The organism is Alcanivorax sediminis, from assembly GCF_009601165.1.
Classification (GTDB): Bacteria; Pseudomonadota; Gammaproteobacteria; order Pseudomonadales; family Alcanivoracaceae; genus Alcanivorax; species Alcanivorax sediminis.
Window position 1 is genome coordinate 356,979 of the sequence record NZ_WIRE01000001.1, and the last position, 16,615, is coordinate 373,593.

The 16,615-nt window shown below is 60.2% G+C and carries 13 protein-coding genes and 1 other RNA gene; 4 read left to right on the forward strand and 10 right to left on the reverse strand.

The annotated features are described in order from the left end of the window. Positions 1–4 precede the first annotated feature (4 nt). The 9 genes from GFN93_RS01425 to GFN93_RS01465 form a co-directional block, all read right to left on the reverse strand. Positions 5–1,369, reverse strand: coding sequence for an OmpP1/FadL family transporter (locus tag GFN93_RS01425; protein ID WP_153498656.1), 1,365 nt, complete (start codon positions 1,367–1,369; stop codon positions 5–7). A gap of 431 nt (positions 1,370–1,800) precedes the next feature. Beyond that, positions 1,801–3,156 (reverse strand): outer membrane protein transport protein, encoded by a 1,356-nt coding sequence (locus GFN93_RS01430; protein WP_153498657.1) that lies wholly within the window; start codon positions 3,154–3,156, stop codon positions 1,801–1,803. 66 nt (positions 3,157–3,222) lie between these two features. Next, positions 3,223–6,447 (reverse strand): Ig-like domain-containing protein, encoded by a 3,225-nt coding sequence (locus GFN93_RS01435; RefSeq protein ID WP_235901615.1) that lies wholly within the window; start codon positions 6,445–6,447, stop codon positions 3,223–3,225. 335 nt (positions 6,448–6,782) lie between these two features. Further along, positions 6,783–8,372 (reverse strand): ABC transporter permease, encoded by a 1,590-nt coding sequence (locus GFN93_RS01440; RefSeq protein WP_328594115.1) that lies wholly within the window; start codon positions 8,370–8,372, stop codon positions 6,783–6,785. 3 nt (positions 8,373–8,375) lie between these two features. Continuing rightward, a complete protein-coding gene (locus tag GFN93_RS01445; RefSeq protein WP_235901616.1) occupies positions 8,376–9,368 on the reverse strand; it encodes an extracellular solute-binding protein in 993 nt (330 codons plus the stop codon). A gap of 109 nt (positions 9,369–9,477) precedes the next feature. After that, on the reverse strand, positions 9,478–10,731 hold the full coding sequence (locus GFN93_RS01450) for an FAD-dependent monooxygenase (RefSeq protein ID WP_153498660.1): 1,254 nt from the start codon (positions 10,729–10,731) through the stop codon (positions 9,478–9,480). A gap of 249 nt (positions 10,732–10,980) precedes the next feature. Beyond that, positions 10,981–12,153: an FAD-dependent monooxygenase gene (locus GFN93_RS01455; protein WP_153498661.1), complete on the reverse strand. Its 1,173-nt coding sequence runs from the start codon at positions 12,151–12,153 to the stop codon at positions 10,981–10,983. A 220-nt stretch (positions 12,154–12,373) separates the two neighbouring features. Then, complete coding sequence (pepP, locus tag GFN93_RS01460) at positions 12,374–13,690, reverse strand: Xaa-Pro aminopeptidase (protein WP_153498662.1); 1,317 nt, start codon at positions 13,688–13,690, stop codon at positions 12,374–12,376. Positions 13,691–13,717: 27 nt separating this feature from the next. Next, positions 13,718–14,311 (reverse strand): UPF0149 family protein, encoded by a 594-nt coding sequence (locus GFN93_RS01465; RefSeq protein ID WP_153498663.1) that lies wholly within the window; start codon positions 14,309–14,311, stop codon positions 13,718–13,720. 229 nt (positions 14,312–14,540) lie between these two features. Here GFN93_RS01465 and GFN93_RS01470 point away from each other — a divergent pair, with 229 nt between their 5' ends. The 4 genes from GFN93_RS01470 (at position 14,541) to GFN93_RS01485 (ending at position 16,188) form a co-directional block, all read left to right on the forward strand. Continuing rightward, entirely contained in the window at positions 14,541–14,753 is a 213-nt protein-coding gene (locus GFN93_RS01470; protein WP_035232471.1) for a TIGR02449 family protein, read from the forward strand. A 50-nt stretch (positions 14,754–14,803) separates the two neighbouring features. After that, entirely contained in the window at positions 14,804–15,115 is a 312-nt protein-coding gene (locus GFN93_RS01475; protein ID WP_153498664.1) for a cell division protein ZapA, read from the forward strand. Between the two features lie 240 nt (positions 15,116–15,355). Further along, positions 15,356–15,540, forward strand: a non-coding RNA gene (gene ssrS, locus GFN93_RS01480) — 6S RNA. A gap of 39 nt (positions 15,541–15,579) precedes the next feature. Beyond that, positions 15,580–16,188: a 5-formyltetrahydrofolate cyclo-ligase gene (locus GFN93_RS01485; RefSeq protein ID WP_153498665.1), complete on the forward strand. Its 609-nt coding sequence runs from the start codon at positions 15,580–15,582 to the stop codon at positions 16,186–16,188. Here the strand turns inward: GFN93_RS01485 and GFN93_RS01490 are convergent. Then, a complete protein-coding gene (locus GFN93_RS01490; RefSeq protein WP_153498666.1) occupies positions 16,169–16,318 on the reverse strand; it encodes a hypothetical protein in 150 nt (49 codons plus the stop codon). The two genes, GFN93_RS01485 and GFN93_RS01490, sit on opposite strands and share 20 nt — an antisense overlap. Positions 16,319–16,615 lie beyond the last annotated feature (297 nt).

Consider the following 16,615-nt stretch of genomic DNA (forward strand, 5'->3'; position numbering starts at 1 on the left):
CCTCCTAGAATTTCAGTGTGATGGAACCGCTAAAGACGTGAACGTCGCCATCGGCTTCGACCGTTTCGTAGGGTTGCGGATAGTTGGGCGAGCGCTGGTCGTAGAGATCGAACTCACGGCTATCCAGCTTCTGGTACTGGTAGGCAAGATCGAAACGGACCGGGAACGCCAGTACCGGCACCGACTTGTATTCCGCGGTCAGGCCCAGACCCAGAATCCACTTGTCGTTGTCCAGGTAGTTCACTTCCAGGGAGCCATCCGAGCTCATTGGTGACTCACTGAACGCGAGCCCCCCGGTCACCTTGTAGGTGTCATCGAGGTGGAATTCACCGCCCACACGGGGGATGACAATGTCCTTGAATTCCAGCTTGTCGGCACCGCCTGCGTTTACCGCCTGATCCTTGATGGTGTCGCTCTTCAGCTCGTTTTGGAGTTCTGACCATTGCTGCATTTCCAGGGTTACCCCGACGCGCCAGCGATCCCGGTTGTAGGCCAGCCCGGCGGCATAGACATTCGGCTGGTAGGAATCGATGGTGCTGACCGCCAGACTCATTCCCGGATCCAGCACAGTACCCGGAATGGTGATGGTGGAATCCACCTTGGTGCTGGAGTTGGAATAGCCACGGAAGCTGAACGCCGCCTCCAGGCCATTCATCCAGCAATCCGCCTGATCGGCACAGAAGCTCTCACCAAAATCCATGTTCAACCCGAAAATCGGGCGAATGGAGGGCACTGCTGACACATCCAGGGTCTCGTAGCTGGTTTCTCCGGCCAGAGTCGATCTGGCCACCAGTTCAGCTTCTGAGTGCAAGGTGATACGAGCACTCAGACCCATGTCCAGGCCGCGCCAGATTTGGGTGCCTCCACCCAGGTTCAGAAACAGGGGCTGGCGACCATACTCGAGATACTGGCCCGCCCGATCCGTGGAGGAACTGAAGGCCATCATCTCTTCACCGTACTTCTCTACCCCGAGCATAAAACCCAAATAGAGGGGGTGTTCGTACTTGGTCAGGTCGGTGAGATCGGTTTTCATGCCCAGCAAAACTTGCTGGGAAGGTGCATCCTGAAGCACATCACCATCGCGGGGCGAGGCAAAGGGGCCATTGCTGATTCTGCTGGCGCGCAGCTCATGGTCTGCGTGCATCAGGCCGGATGTGAGCGCTCCCTGGGAATCGCGGGCCAGGTTGGCCGGGTTGTAATAGGTGGCAGACACCTGCCCGTTGAACAACGACAAGGCCTGGGCCGAAGCCACATCAGAGGGCAGCACCCCGTAGGTGGTGCCGATGTTGCCCATGCTGGCCATGGCCGGTAGCGCAGACACAACCCCAACCCCTGCCATGATGGCGGGGAGCAATTTCCGTTTTGTCATGTAACTCTCCAAAGACTCGCCCGATCGGGCTTGTTGTTTTTCGAAGCTCTGACCCGCCTCTTGTGTGCGCTGCCCTCTCGGACAGGCTCACCAGAAAGTCGGCAGCAGCTCTCTCTCCCAAAAGCTAAGCATTTGCTTGCAGAAAAAATGTGGCATAAACGTACCAAACTTTCGCAACATTACCTTACAACCAAGTCTCAAATCATCCCGGAATTTACATATATACACATAAATAAACGGAACAGATGCATCCACCTAGGTCGATGTTATTAGCTGAAGGGAAAGGAAAAAGCGGCGCGGCCGGAAAGGAAACAAAAGCGTGTTAAATGTTCACAGATGCACAGACGTGCACTGCCCCTCAATGACGAAGGAGGAACAGGGAGGCAGCAGACGCCCCCCGAATTCAGCCGCCGGCCAAACCGGCTGGACACCTAAAACTTGAGAGTTATGGAGCCGGCCAGGACGTGGGCCTCGCCATCGGCAGTGACGGTTTCATAGGGGTTGGTGAAGCCCGGCCGGGTGGTGGTCAGTTCGAAATTCCGCTCCTCAAGCATCTGATACTGGTAGCCCAGATCCAGCCGCACAGGGTAGGCCAGGATGGGGGGATGCTGCACAGTCCAGGCCCCACCAATGCCGATGAGGGTCTTGTCACTGTCCAGGTAATTCACATCCGGGGTGCGAATGGTATCCAGTGGGGATGGTTGGAACGCCGCTCCGGCACTGAGGCTGAGGCTGTCATTCACCTGCCACTCCAGGCCGATGCGCGGCACAAGAATATCCTTGAGTTTCACCTGGGCCTGATCCTTGAGGGTATCGCGATCCAGCTCGTCTTCCAGCGCCTGCCAGTTCTGCTGCTCCACTGACAGGGCCAGGCGCAGGCGCTCATTGAACCGGTACAACATGCCCGCACTGATAATATCCGGTTGCCAGGAATCCAGGGTATCAATCAGCAGAGTAATGCCAGGGTCTACGACCGTACCGGGAATGGTGATGCTGGATTCCACCGACGTTCTCGCCTCGGTATGGCCACGGAAAGCCAGCGCGGTTTCCAGATTACCCAGCCAGCCACAGCGCTGGTTGTTGCCACAGAACACCTTTCCCCATTCGAAATTGGCAGAGATGACTGGCCGGATCACCGGTTTGGCACTCACATCCAGGCGCTCGTAACGGGTGTTGCCGCCAAGATCCGATGAAGCCACCAGAGACGCTTCAGAGCGCAAGGAGACATGGGCAGAAGCTCCGCCGGTAATGCCATTGAACAACTCCATACCGCCACCAATATTGAGAAACAGGGGCTGGCGACCGTATTGCATGAACTGCCCGGCATCACTGGTCTGGGATTTGAAGGCCAGCATTTCCTCTCCGTACTTTTCCACCCCCGCCACGAAAGCAAAATAAATCGGGTGCTCGAACTGGGTGATGCTGGTGAGGTCGGTCTTCATGGCAATCAATGTCTGCTGGGACGGGGTGTCATTGAGCACGTCTCCATCGCGGATCACCGGCAGACCACCGCTGGCTGTGCCCTGGCTGGCAGCACGTAACTCCTGCTCGCCATGGAGCAGCCCCACAGTCAGCTCACCGCGGGGATCGCGGGTGAGATAGGCCGGGTTGTAGTACAGCGCCGAAGCCTGGGTGTTGAACATGGACAACCCCTGCGCCGTTGCCACATCCATCGGCAGCAGCCCATAGGTCGTCGCGGTATTCCCCATGGCCGCCTGCACAGGGCCAGCCAGCGCTCCAGCCAGCACCATGCCAGCAAGCCAGCGGTAACGATGAATCACGGTCATGCGTGTCTCCGGTTGTTATGGCTGTGCCGGCCTGGCACAGCGGGTTATGCCGCCTCGGGCGGGGAGTCAGGGCTTGATAGGGTTGCTCAGGTAATGAAGAACGGTTTCCCCTACGGGGATCGTCATGTGGATGGCATCGGTACCCACCACCAGATCGGCCACCATGCCACCCAGATACACATCCACCGGCAACGCCTGGGTGCTGAGCTGGGTAATGGAGAGGCGTCCGTCGTCCAGAAACGCCAGCTCCCCCGCCAGCTCCAGGGTCAGCGGATAGCTGTGCAGGTTGTGGGTAAAGGTCTGCTCTGCCCCGGCGAGAATGGCCACCGGCTCCAGTTGTGGCGCATCCAGATACAGGGTCAGCCGGGTCACGAATGCCGGCCCTTCGGTGCCATTAATGATCCAGCCGGGTACGCGGGGATCTGCTTCGGGCGGGCAGGGATTCGCCGCAGTCGGGTTGGCATCACAGCGATAACGGATCCGCATCAATTGCGGCCCGGTGGGGGCAGGCAGTACCGCATTGGTCAACTGCTTGGCGATCTCGGTGAGGATGGGGTAGACCGTGGTGCCGCTGGTCACAATCCGGGTCGGGTTGATGTAGGCCAGCACGCCGCCGTTATCCTTCACTGTCTGCGGGATCAGCGGATCATCACCAAACTGTTCCAGCACCTGCTCGCGGCTCAGGTGGCCGACAATGTCTGCCTCCAGGTTGCCGGTGAGATACAGGTAATGATTGTCCGGACAAGGTGCGCTGAGCATGTCGGTGTACAGGTGGCTGTACTTGGCCTCCAGCGCCGGAAACAGCGACAGGTCCGGCACTTCGTATTGCTCGCTGGGGCAGCCGATATCAAAGTCAGCGATCAACTGGCCTTGCGCAGACGGGCTCGCCTTCGCCAGGCGTGCACTGTTAAGGGCTGCCGTTGGCTGTATGGACGGTGCCGCTTCACTGGCCTCGCGCAATAAATTGGCATTCACATCCGCGGCCGGCAGGTTACGCAAGGTCTGCAGCACATTGCCGCTGGCACCCCCGGCGCGAAAATAGATCTGCAGCGGGGCGCCACCATCCTCCGGAGCGGGGAAGAAGGAGGCACCTTCATACAGCAGCCGGGTCTGTAACGGCAGACCGCGGACATCACAGATGGCGTCGACGCCACAGGACGGGTTGCCCAGCACAGAAAAGAGCGTATAGCGGTACAGTGCACCCGCCGTCAGGGGGGCCGCCGGAGTGAAAGTGAGTTGCCGACCGTTGACCTGCAAGCTCCCTGCAATGGGCCCACCCTGAGGCACGCCACTGGCATTAACCGCCTCCACGACCACCGTCGCGGCGGTGACAGACTGGGGATCGATGGGCTGGGAAAAGGTCACCCGAATGTCGCGATTCAGCGGCAGGACTGCCAGTGGCAGATGATCATCTTCGACCACCGGGGCTGCGCCGTCCGGGGGGCTGGCGGAGCCATCGCTGCCACCCAGACAACGCCCCGCGCTGTTGTTAGCCAGATTCCGTTCCACGGTATTGCAGGGAAATCCCGGATAGCTGGTCAGCACCAGGGGTGCCCGGGGGGCAGCCGGATCGAAGTCCGGCATGGTGAAAGACAGGTTCTCCGGGATCACGCCATTGCCGGCCAGATCCGTGACCGTATCAAAAACCTGCACGGTGTACTCGGCCCCGAACACCAGCGGACTCTCTGGCACCAGCGTCAACGCGGCCCCATCCAGCTGCCAGTGAAACGGTTCCGGCTGTCCATCCCGGCTGAGCTGCAAATTGTCCTCTGCCGCACCGGCAGCCTGAATGCTGGCAGGATCCAGCTGCTCACTGAAATTCAGTACGAGAGGATCGCCCGGGCGCTGCATGGCAGGCGCATCACCGGGCTGCCAGGCCTGCAAGGCCGGCGCGACCCGATCCTGCTGCGGCACCGGCGCGTTGCGCTGATCAGGGTAGGATTCCATGTGGAAACCGAGCATGCCGACAGCGGTTTCCAGACCCAGCACTTCGGGCTCAACGACCCCCACCGCATCGGTCACCAACCGCCCGGTTTCCGGGTTCACCAGTGCCGTGCCCACCAGCTCCACTTGCACCAACTGCTGGGTAAAGGCGCCATTGGCGCGGGGCTCATCCATGGCAAAGGCCACATCAATACTCAGCCGCAAATGCCTGGGCGCAGTATCACTGTCGCTATAGGGGTTAGGGATCAGGTAGCCGGTGGCATCGGACAGGAATGTCACGGTGACCTCACCGGAATCAAAACCGGCATCCACCTGCCCACCGATCCTCACCGCAAGGGGATCCCCCTTGAGCAGGGAACCACGGGGGATCCGCAGGGGCGTCACCTCCGGGAAGTTGGGCGTGTGGGCCAGTTCTGCGAACACGTCCCCGGATTGCCGCGCCACGGTGGTGTCCCCCAGCAGGCGCGCCAGCAGCGGCACACAGTTGATCGCCTCGCCGGTGAGCATGGACGTACTGGACGGTGCCGGCAGAGCACAGTCATTCGCCGCTGCCGCCTGCAAGGCCAGGGTAGCGCGGGGACGGGTATCCTGAGCCAACCACTGACGGGACCAGGGGTTGTCCAGGCCATCGCCGCCGATGCCACTGAGGCCCGGCTGGATTTCCAGCGTGTAGCGATGGCCGGGGACCAGCTCCTGGCGGGGATCCACCGCCAGGGAAGTGCCTTGCACCCACAAGGCAGCGGGGACCAGTTGTCCCTCACTACGCAGACTGACCGTCTCGCCGTACACTGCCGTGCTTTCATCAAGGGGCTGATTGAAGCGCACCCGCAGGGTAGAAAAGTCCAGCATCGGCATCCCTTCCCCCGGCGACAGCTGCTGAACGGCCAGTGCGGCCTGCGGCATCTGCTCTGACAGCGCCCCCTGCTTCGCAACCCGGGTGGTGAACGCCAGGCTGCCGCGCGGCGCAACGACGGTTTCGCCCTGTATTCTCAGCCCATTGAACACCAGCGAATAAGTGGTGCCTGTTTTGAGCGGACCCTGCTCGGGCCAAAGCACGACTCCGCGCCCCTGGCCGGTACTCTGCGGGGCTGCCAGCGCCACCGTGGCCACCTTGTCACCGTCATCGCAGCGGCTCGCACCGGCAGCACATTCCAGTAGAGAAAATTGATCTGCAGTGGCTGTCAGGGCATCCGAGAAACGCAGCACCACAGGGGCATTGGGAGACACCGCCACCTGGCCATCATAGGGATAACTGAACTGCAGCGCGGGCGCGCCACTGATATCAACCAGGGGTTCACTGCTGTCGCCACCACAGGCAACCAGCAACCCGAGCCATCCCGCTGGCAATATTGTCCGCCAGCACCCCGGCAGCCAAGCGACAGAAAAAGGCCGGGGGCGTCGCCCTGTCAGAAGCCGTGTTTTTATTGGCATGAACCTCTCCGCAAATCCGGCCCTCGCATCCTTGAGGGCCATGCACACCGCCAGCACCACGCCGGGGCAAAGGCGCAAACTAACAAAGCAGAGAAGCAATAAAACCGCCGCGGGATCACAGTCACCGCAAATGACAAACGAAAGGGCACAATTAACAAAAAGAGGGGCGGCAAATGACCCACTTCAACGCGGGAGCATGCCGTGTGGTCACGGGGAGAACGGTTCCGGGATTAACGTGAAGTGTGCTCGGCTTACCGCTTGCGAGTCAGCAAAATGACGGGAAGAAGACCTAACAGAACCAGCGTAAGCGAAGGGGCCGCCGCCCGCTGCCATTCCCCTTCCGAAGTCAGTTCGTAAATTCGTACCGCCAGGGTATCCCAGCCAAAGGGACGCAACAGCAAGGTGGCCGGCATTTCCTTCATCACATCGATACCCACCATCAACAGAGCCGTGAACAGCCCCGGCAACATCATCGGCAGATAGACGCGTCGCCCAACCTCGGAGGACGTGGCACCCAAAGTGCGGGCCGCTTCCACCAGCTTCGGGCGGACCTGTTGCAAAGCGTTTTCCACTGGCCCATAGGCAACCGCCAGGAAGCGCACCACATAAGCCAGCACCAGCGCCAGCAGACCGCCCACCAACGGCACCGACAGGCCCAGGTCCTGCAATCCGCCCTGCACGGCGCTGAAGCTCACCATGATGCCCACCGCCAATACTGAGCCTGGCAAGGCATAGCCCAGTGTGGCCAGTTGTACCGAGGCGGACACCGCCCGTGAGGGCTGGTGGCGCTTCACCCAGGCCAGCCAGCTAGCCAGCATCAACACCAGCGAAGCCGCCATGCCACCCAACAGGAAGGTGCGCCACACCAGATTGGCAAAGCGCAGATCCACGCCGTGAAGACCGGTGCCTACCACCCAGTAGAGCAATCGTGACACGGGTAGCAGGAAGCCAAGAAACAGGACCGCGAAGGCAAACAGGCTGATCAGCCAGGCTTGCCTGGGTCGCACCCGCACCACCTGCCGCCCACCCAACTCACTGTAGCGGGCTCGGCGACGACCGCGGCGCTCCAGCACCAGTGCCACTAACACGAACAACAGCAACAGCGAGGCAAGCTGAGCTGCCGCCTGCAGGTTGAACAGTCCGTACCAGCTCTTGTAGATAGCAGTGGTAAAGGTATCGAAATTGAAGACGGACACCGCCCCGAAGTCGGCCAGGGTTTCCATCAACGCCAGCGCGAGGCCTGCCGCGATGCCCGGCCGGGCCATGGGCAGGGCCACCTTGAAGAAGGCGCGCAGTGGGCCATCACCGAGAATCCGTGCCTGCTCCAATACGGCCCTCCCCTGCGCCTGAAAGGCCAGCCGGGCCAGCATGTAGACATAGGGGTAGAGCACCAGGGTAAGGGTGACCACCACCCACAGGGGATGACGGGCACTGAAGCCGGACAGCCCCGGCCACCAGCTACGCAGCTGGCTCTGGATGGGCCCTGCATAATCGAGCAGGTCTACCATCACGAAGGCCAGCACATAGGCCGGCATGGCCATGGGCAGGAACAGGGCCCATTCAAGCCAGCGTCGCCCCGGGAAATCCAGCGTGGCCACACACCAGGCCAGCGAGACCCCCAAGGTCAGCACGCCCACGGTGACGCCCACCATCAACAACAGGGTATTGCCCACCAGCCGCCACAGCACCGTGTCGAGCAGGTGCTGCCAGGTTTCCCATTGCTGCTGGTGCCAGGCACTCAGCAACACCAGGATCGGCACCAGAACCAGCAACGCCAGTGCAATTGCACTGGCGCCATGGAGGCCGGGCAGCCTCAGTGAGGGCGTAGAACGATCCTGCACCGTTTAGCGATACCCCGCCCGATCCATCAGTTTTACGGCTTCTACCTGCAAGGCGCCGGCCACACTGACATTGAGATCATCCTCGCGGAACTCGCCCCAGGATTTCACTTCCTCGGCCGGCTCCACGGAGGGATTCACCGGGTATTCGAGGTTAATTTCCGCCAGCAAATGCTGGGCTTCCGGCCGGGTCATCCACTCCAGTAGTGCCTTGGCCTGCTCGGGATGGGGAGCATATTTGGTCACCGCACCACCAGAGATATTGATGTGCACACCACTCACGTCCTGGTTGGCCCAGAACAGGGACAGCGGCAGCTGCGCATTATCCCGCTTCATACGGCCATAATAGTAAGTGTTCACTATGCCCACATCGCACTGACCAGCCACAATCGCTTCCATCAGGGCCGTGTCATTGGAGAACACATCCGTTGCCAGGTTACCCACCCAGCCGGACACCACTTGCTCGGCTTTTTCGGTGCCCAGACGCTCGATCATGGTGGCCACCAGAGACTGGTTGTAGACCTTCTTGGAGGTACGCAGACACAGGCGCCCTTTCCACTCCGGCTCGGCCAGGGCTTCATAACTGGACAGCTCGTCCGGATTCACCCGCTCGGTGGAATAAACGATGGTGCGGGCACGCTTGGTAAGACCAAACCACAGTTTGTTCGGGTCGGTAAAACTGTCTGGAACATTGGCATCCAGCACCACGGACTCCACCGGCTGCAGCAGCTCCATCTGTGCCGCATTCCACAGGTTGCCCGCATCCACCGTGATCAACAGGTCCGCCGGGGTGCGCTCCCCCTCCGCCTGAATACGCGCCGCCAGGGCAGAGGCATTGTCAGTGATGTAACGGATGGTGATGCCGGTCTCTTCAGTGTAGGCATCAAATACCGGTTTGATCAGATGGTCATTGCGAGAGGTATAGACGACCAGTTCATTGTCGGAGGTTGGCTCAGAGCACCCCCACAGGCCTGACAGTGCCACCAGGGCAACGGCCATGACACCGACTCTCCAGCAAACACGCATATCCCTTAACTCCAGTCCTGTAAATTCAAACAAGAATGATTCTTAATTGGTGTCGCAGTATGGCAGGTCTGCGCGGCAAGCTCTAGCCGGAATTTCTGGCCAGCCGAGGCGCCTGGGCCAGAACCGGCAAATCAGCACTGCGTCCCAGTGCCCGGTTAACAAAAAACGCTTTCAATGGCCCACCCTGATTGACCATCCGCATGCCGGTGTTGCGCAACCAGCGCAGCGGCAAGGCACGCTGCTCGAACAGCTGCTGGAAGCCGCGCATGGCATTTTGCATGACCAGATTCTCGCCCCGACGGCGACGTTGATAGCGGGCCAGCGCATGGCTATCGGCACAACCCAATCCACGGTTACAGGCGCGGACCACCTCTTCTGCCAGCACCGCGGCGTCCAGCAATCCCAGATTGACACCCTGGCCTGCCAGTGGATGAATCACATGGGCCGCATCCCCCACCAGTGCCAACCCGGGCGCCACATACTGGCTGGCGTGGCGCGGCTGGATCGGAAATACCACCCGTTCGCTCAGCAAGCTCACCTCACCCAGCACATCAGCCACTGCGGCCTGCAATTCCATGGCAAAGCGCGCTTCATCGCATTGCCTGAGCGCATCAATGCGTGCTGGCCACCCGGACCAGACAATGGAGCATTGCCGTTGCTCACCCTGAGCCGGATCACTGTACAAAGGCAACAGGGCCAGAGGCCCGGATTCCATAAACACCTGACGAGCGCAGCCCCCATGGGGCAGGGCTGTGCCGATGGTAGCCACCAGCGCATGGTGGCCACTGTCGGTGGCGCCGCCACTGATGCCGGCCCAGTCCCGCACCTGCGAGCGCGCACCATCGGCCCCCACCAGCAGGTCGGCCTGCAGTCGCTCACCTCCACATATGACGTCCCAACCGCTGTCATTACGGCGCGCACTCTCCACGCTCGCACCACAATGCCAGCTGAGCAGAGGAAGAGACTGGGCACGCTGATACAGCGCCGCAGTCAGGTGGCCATTTTCCACCAGCCAGCCCAGCGTTTCGGCCCCGGCTTCTTCGGCGCTGAAACGCACCTCGCCGGTACCGTCCTGGTCCCACACCTGCATGGCATTGTAGGGCTGCACCCGGTCCTGGTTCAGACAATCCCAGACACCGCTGTTGCGCAACAGCCAGTAACTCGCTTCGGTCAGCGTCGACACCCGCAACTGCGCCGGCCCTACCGGCAACACGGGCACCGGCGCCCCGTCCAGCACTGTCACCCGCAACCCGGCCTCGGCCAGCAAAACACCCAGCAATCCGCCAGTCATGCCGCCGCCAACGATGATAATGTGTTGTCCGCTAACGCCCGTCATAGATCCTTTCCAAAATGCACAGATGCCCTCAGGCAACCTCCGCCATCTAGCCACGTCATAAACCAAGTCACGAGTCACGAGTTGCGAGTTGCGAGTTGCGAGTTGCGAGTTGCGAAAATCAAAACCGGTTTTCAGTTTTTCGAAACTCGCGTCTCGTAACTCAAAACTGTTGTTCCGCCCCGCAACACCAACGCCGCTTCGCAACAGGGTTTACGCTTTTGAATTCAGCTATTAACTATTAACTGTTTTTCAGAGCCCCATCGCCCGCTTCGCGAAACCACTACGCAACCCGGGCAGGATGTCCAGTGCCACCAACCCCAGCTGCCGGCTGTGGGCAAACAACGGCTGCTGTACCCGGAACAATTCCGGCACCCAGCGGGAGGCCTGGCTAATCAGCGCCTGATCCTTCTCCCGTTTCTCGGCATAGGCCTGCAGTGTCGACAGGTTGCCCGGCTGGTCGCTACTACCCACGGTCTGCGCCAAGGCAAGCAAATCGCGAACGGTCAGGTTGAAGCCTTGCCCGGCCACCGGGTGCAACGTGTGGGCAGCATTGCCCACTACCACGGCATGGGGCACCACCTGTGCACAGGCTTCGGTGAGCACCAGCGGGTAGCGTTGGCGCTCGCCAATGCCGGTGAGACGCGGCGCATCGGCGGGGCAGCAGGACTGCAATTGTGCCAGCACTTCCCGCTCACCCAGCGCCATCCACTGATCCACTTGCTCCCGTGGACCGGTCCATACCAGGGCGAAGCGTTGGTCGGGCAGCGGCAACAAGGCCAGCGGCCCATCATTCAGGAAGCGTTCGTAGGCGATGCCGTCATGGTCAGAGGCGAGGGAGAGGTTGGCAATCAGGGCATCGTGGCCGGTGTCGTGATCCCGGGCACTGATGCCCAGCCACTCGCGAGTTGCAGAGCGGGCGCCATCGGCGGCAATCAAGAGTGGCGTGTGCAGGGTCTCTCCGCTCCCCAGACTGACCTGATACCCCCCTTCAAGCCGGCGAATGCCAGTGAGTGAATCCGGTGCGCGCACACGGATACCGTCATCGCGAAACAGGGCCCCCAGCAGCACAAAACCAAGCCAGCGGTTTTCCACCACGGCCCCCAGCTGATCCACCCCTTCTTCTTGGGCGGACATACGGGTGAGACCAAGCCGGGACTGCCGAGACACATGCACCGTGCCAATGGCGGCGACATGCTCACGAATCGCCTCGCCCAGGCCAAGATCGTCCAGTACCGCCAGTGTTCCGGCAGACAGGGCGGTGCTGCGAGCATCAAAACTGGGGGTCAGTGGCGGGGCTTCAGGCAGGGTTAGCGGATGGCTTTCCACCAGCACAACCTCCCCTGCGCCATAGCGACGCAACAACAGCGCCAGCATGGCCCCCGCCATCCCGCCCCCCACAATCACCAAAGGTTGTTGCGTCATTTCAACGTCCATTCTTGCTGTAGGAGCACCGCTTGAGGCGCGAACCCGAAGGGCAAGTTACGAGTTGCGAGTACCGAGTAACGAAAGACTAATAGCTCCGCTTTTCGAAACTCGCGACTCGCTACTCGAAACAGGCGGTGCAACCCCGCCATTCCAACGCGGCTTCGTAGCGGGGTTTTCCTGCTTTTGAATTCAGCTGTTAACTATTCACTATTAACTGTTAACTGCCCTTCATCACGCGTTCAATGTCCGCCACATCCTTCGGCACCTCATGTGTCAGCACCTCGCAGCCATCTTTCGTGACCACCACATCATCCTCGATGCGAATACCGATGCCGCGCCACTGCTCGTCCACGGTATCGTCGTCCGGGGCCACATACAGGCCCGGCTCCACGGTGAGCGCCATACCCGGCTCCAACTGACGCCACTGGTCCTGAACCCGGTAATCGCCCACATCGTGCACATCCAGCCCCAGCCAGTGGCCAGTGCGATGCATAAAGAAGCGACGATAGCCTTCGGTTTCCACCAGTTCATTGAAATCACCCTTGAGCAAGCCCAGATCCAGTAACCCCTGGGTGAGGATGTTCACCACCTGCTCGTGGGGCACATTCCAGTGATTATCGGGGTGCGTTGCTTCGATGGCCGCATACTGACTGGCCAGCACCAGTTCATAAAGTGCTTGCTGCGGCTTGCTGAACTTGCCGTTCACAGGAAAGGTGCGGGTGATGTCCGAGGCATACATTTCCAGTTCGCAGCCGGCATCTACCAATACCAGATCACCGTCTTTGAGTTTCTGACGGTTATCAATGTAATGCAGGATGCAGCCGTTGGCGCCACCACCCACGATGCTCGGGTAGGCGGGGCTACGCGAGCCATGACGCATGAATTCGTGGATATACTCCGCTTCCAGCTGGTATTCCATCATGCCCGGCTGTACGGCCTGCATGGCGCGCACATGGGCGCCGGCGGAAATACTGGCAGCCTTGCGCATCAGCTTGATTTCGGCAGCAGACTTGAACAGACGCATGTCATGCAGGTGATGCGCCAGGGCAACAAACTCCCCCGGCGGCTGGGCGCCTGAGCGGACGCGGTCGCGGATGCTGTTCACCCAGCCCATCAGGCGACGGTCGAATTCCGCATCCATGCCCAGGTCATAATAGACGCGCTCGCGCCCCTCAATCAGGCCAGGCAAAATCTCGTCGATATCGCCGATCGGGAAGGCATCATCCGCATCAAAATCATTCACCACCCCTTCCGGGCCAGAGCGGTAGCCATTCCAGATTTCCATGGTGCGGTCGCGTTCGCGGCAAAACATGACGTACTCACCATGCTCACGGCCCGGCATCAACACCATCACCGCTTCCGGCTCTTCAAAACCGGTGAGGTACCAGAAATCGCTACTGGGCCGGTAAGGGTATTCCACATCCCGGTTACGGATGTGTTCCGGGGCCGCAGGCAGAATGGCAATGCTGTTCGGGCCCATGATGCCCATCAACTCCTGGCGGCGACGGGCGTATTCCTGGCGATTGATGCTCAAAACCCCTCCTGGTATCGGGAGCTGTAATCAGTGCTTGGTCGGCGGCGTGGCCGGCGCGTCTTCCTCTGCCTTGGCCTTGGGGCGCATGACGAGCTCAGTGTAAATCATCAATGCGGCCATGCGGCAATGTTCCGCCACCTGTTCGTACATGTCTTCCTCTTCATCGCCATCCTGATCCGGGGTTTCCACCTGGCTGATCGCGGCCAGATCGGACAGGGCTTCCTGAATACCCTGGGAGAGATCCTTGTCGTGGGTATTGGCCGAGCCCGTGCCGAACCCCACCAAAAAGCCCTCACACCACTGCGCAATAGCGGCCACCCGCAATCCCAGATCTTCCTCATCGGCCGGCAACAGCAGGTGAAGCGCCAGACCGGTACCACCAAACCCGCTGACCAGCTCGTCGCGGGCGGCGATCAGCATGCCGGCCAGGGCGGGGTCAAACAGCTGCCCCTGCTCGAAATCCACATGGGAAGCGAGTACACCAAGCAGCTCCTCGTCACGGCCACCATGGCCAGTGGCCAGCAAACCTGCGGTGAGTCCCTGCAGCTCGCTGGGGGAATGGGCAATACCGGCGGCCGCCAGCGACTGGGCCAGCACCTCGAAATCAATCTGGTTGGACATGCGTCGATCCGTTATCTGCGGTCATGGAGCCTTTCCTGATGAAGGCCATGAAAAGTGTGCGCTAAGTAGCTATCAGCATTCAATTTCGTTGACCCATGAAATCCCCACACCTATAGTTGAAACAGCCTGTCAACCGGGAGGGGGAGCCGATATCGGCAAATCCCGGTAAGGTGCAGGGGACGCGGGCCGTTACCGGCCCACACCTTAGGCGAACCACGACCATTTTGCCATGACGACGGAACAACAACTAAAGCAACTGGAAACCCGCGTCGATGAACTGCTGCGTATCAGTTCGCGGCTGCGCCAGGAAAACCTGGCCCTCCACGAACGGGAAGCCAAGCTGGTGGAAGAACGCGCCCAGCTGCTGAAGAAGAATGACGTAGCCCGTAATAAGGTCGAGGCGATTATTTCGCGCCTGAAATCCCTGGAGCAGGAATCCTGAGCGTGTTTTCCTGTCCTTCTTCAAACCCAGCCATTGCGGTGCCCTAGGCCATGTCTAACGAAAACTCCCTGGTGATTCATCTGCTCGACAAGGAGTACCGTGTTGCCTGCCCGGCAGGCGAACAGGACAACCTGCTGGCCGCCGCTCGCCATCTGGACAACCAGATGCGCCAGGTACGCGACTCCAATGTCATTGGTCTGGAACGCATCGCCATCATGACCGCCCTGAACATGAGCCACGAGCTGCTCAATGCTCGCAAGCATGCCGCGCAGGATCCGGAAAGCGAGGCCCGCGTACAAGCCCTGCTCGGCCGCCTGGAAGACGAAATCCAGGCCTTCGAAGACGCCCGCCGCAAGTTGTAGCAGGGCCGCAACAGGCATCACGCGGCACGCAACACGCCAACAGCAACCCCACAGGGATCATACACACGCCCGCTCTCCTACAGGGGATCCCCGACCTGCACCCCAAAGCCCTGGTTCTGCTTTTGAACTTAGCTATTAATTATTCACTATTAATTATTAATTGCCGTTTGCTGCTGTTAACTGCCTTTCTGCCCTGTCAAGACTGTCACCCACCCACACCACTGTTATAATGGCTTCGAGTGTTTCCTGGCTCGTTTGCCAGAGGGCCATGTCCCTGAGCCGATAACGTAATACCCGGGGGCAAATATTGCCGTGTCCGTGTGCATGTCCGCCCAATGAGCGGAAAGCCTGAGGGCATAGTTGATGCCTCCACCTTGAACCATACGGTTCAAGGGTCAAGCCCGCAGCGGCGGACCGGGAAGCACCCTTTATTTCTTCGCCTGATGCTTGACGCCAGAGGCCGGATGCCTGATCAACAGCCACTCTCGCCATCGCAACGACAGCAGCGTCAGCATCTGCGCAGGCAGCTACGCCAACAGCGCCGACAACTTACCGCAGGTCAGCGCCGCCGTGCGGCTCGCCGTGCCGCCCCCGCCCTGATCAACGCCCTGCAACATCGCCCGGCAAATCATATTGCCCTGTACCTGGCCAACGATGGTGAGCTGGATCTGATCCCGGCCCTGTCCCACTTGCGCCTGCGCCGTAGCAGCACCTATCTGCCCTGGCTGGACCCACTGCGCCGTGGCCATCTGCGTTTTCGTCTGTGGCAGCCCCACCACCCCATGCAACCCAACCAGTATGGCATTGCCGAGCCCGCGCGGGCCCGTCGAGCCCGTGCTCTGTGGGCTCTGGACGTGATTCTACTGCCCGCCGTGGCCTTTGACCGCGCCGGTTACCGGATGGGAATGGGAGGAGGGTATTACGATCGCACCCTGGCCGACCTGAAACGACGACCGCGCCAACCCATGTTGCTGGCGGTGGGATACGATTTTCAGTGTGTGGAAAGAGGCGTGCTACCGCTGGCCCCGTGGGACCAGCCGGTAGATGGGATCGTTACTGCTGGGTCTGAGTGACCATGATACCGGCACTGTCAGCATAATGCTGATAGTCCGGCTCGTTGCCACCGTGGGTAATGCTGCTTACCAGCACTCCCAGCCCGAAAACGATTGCCAGTAGCACCAGGGCGTCCGGCTTCTTCTTCATTTTTCTATTCCCCAAAGTGGTACAGCTAAACAATACATACTGAGTAAAAAGTACTAACAGGACAGTCACTGTAATCGGATTGACTGCCGGAAAATGCCAACCGGGTCAAAATTTGACCATCTCGCTGAATAAAGTCAAGTAGTTACCCGCCTATCTTGACGTTTCTTAACAGAACAACGTCATAAGCCAGTGTTAACGGGTTCACAAAAATGCAACTACGCTCATATCCATAGAGCCAATCGCAGAACCCGACAGGCCTGCGGGGTATGTGACCACCCACTGCAGACCAGGTTCCCG

Coding starts and splice junctions, on each gene's coding strand:
- GFN93_RS01425 (WP_153498656.1), bottom strand. CDS start 1,369: ATGACAAAACGGAAATTGCTCCCCGCCATCATGGCAGGGGTTGGGGTT.
- GFN93_RS01430 (WP_153498657.1), bottom strand. CDS start 3,156: ATGACCGTGATTCATCGTTACCGCTGGCTTGCTGGCATGGTGCTGGCT.
- GFN93_RS01445 (WP_235901616.1), bottom strand. CDS start 9,368: ATGGCCGTTGCCCTGGTGGCACTGTCAGGCCTGTGGGGGTGCTCTGAG.
- GFN93_RS01450 (WP_153498660.1), bottom strand. CDS start 10,731: ATGACGGGCGTTAGCGGACAACACATTATCATCGTTGGCGGCGGCATG.
- GFN93_RS01455 (WP_153498661.1), bottom strand. CDS start 12,153: ATGACGCAACAACCTTTGGTGATTGTGGGGGGCGGGATGGCGGGGGCC.
- GFN93_RS01465 (WP_153498663.1), bottom strand. CDS start 14,311: ATGTCCAACCAGATTGATTTCGAGGTGCTGGCCCAGTCGCTGGCGGCC.
- GFN93_RS01470 (WP_035232471.1), top strand. CDS start 14,541: ATGACGACGGAACAACAACTAAAGCAACTGGAAACCCGCGTCGATGAA.
- GFN93_RS01475 (WP_153498664.1), top strand. CDS start 14,804: ATGTCTAACGAAAACTCCCTGGTGATTCATCTGCTCGACAAGGAGTAC.
- GFN93_RS01485 (WP_153498665.1), top strand. CDS start 15,580: ATGCCTGATCAACAGCCACTCTCGCCATCGCAACGACAGCAGCGTCAG.
- GFN93_RS01490 (WP_153498666.1), bottom strand. CDS start 16,318: ATGAAGAAGAAGCCGGACGCCCTGGTGCTACTGGCAATCGTTTTCGGG.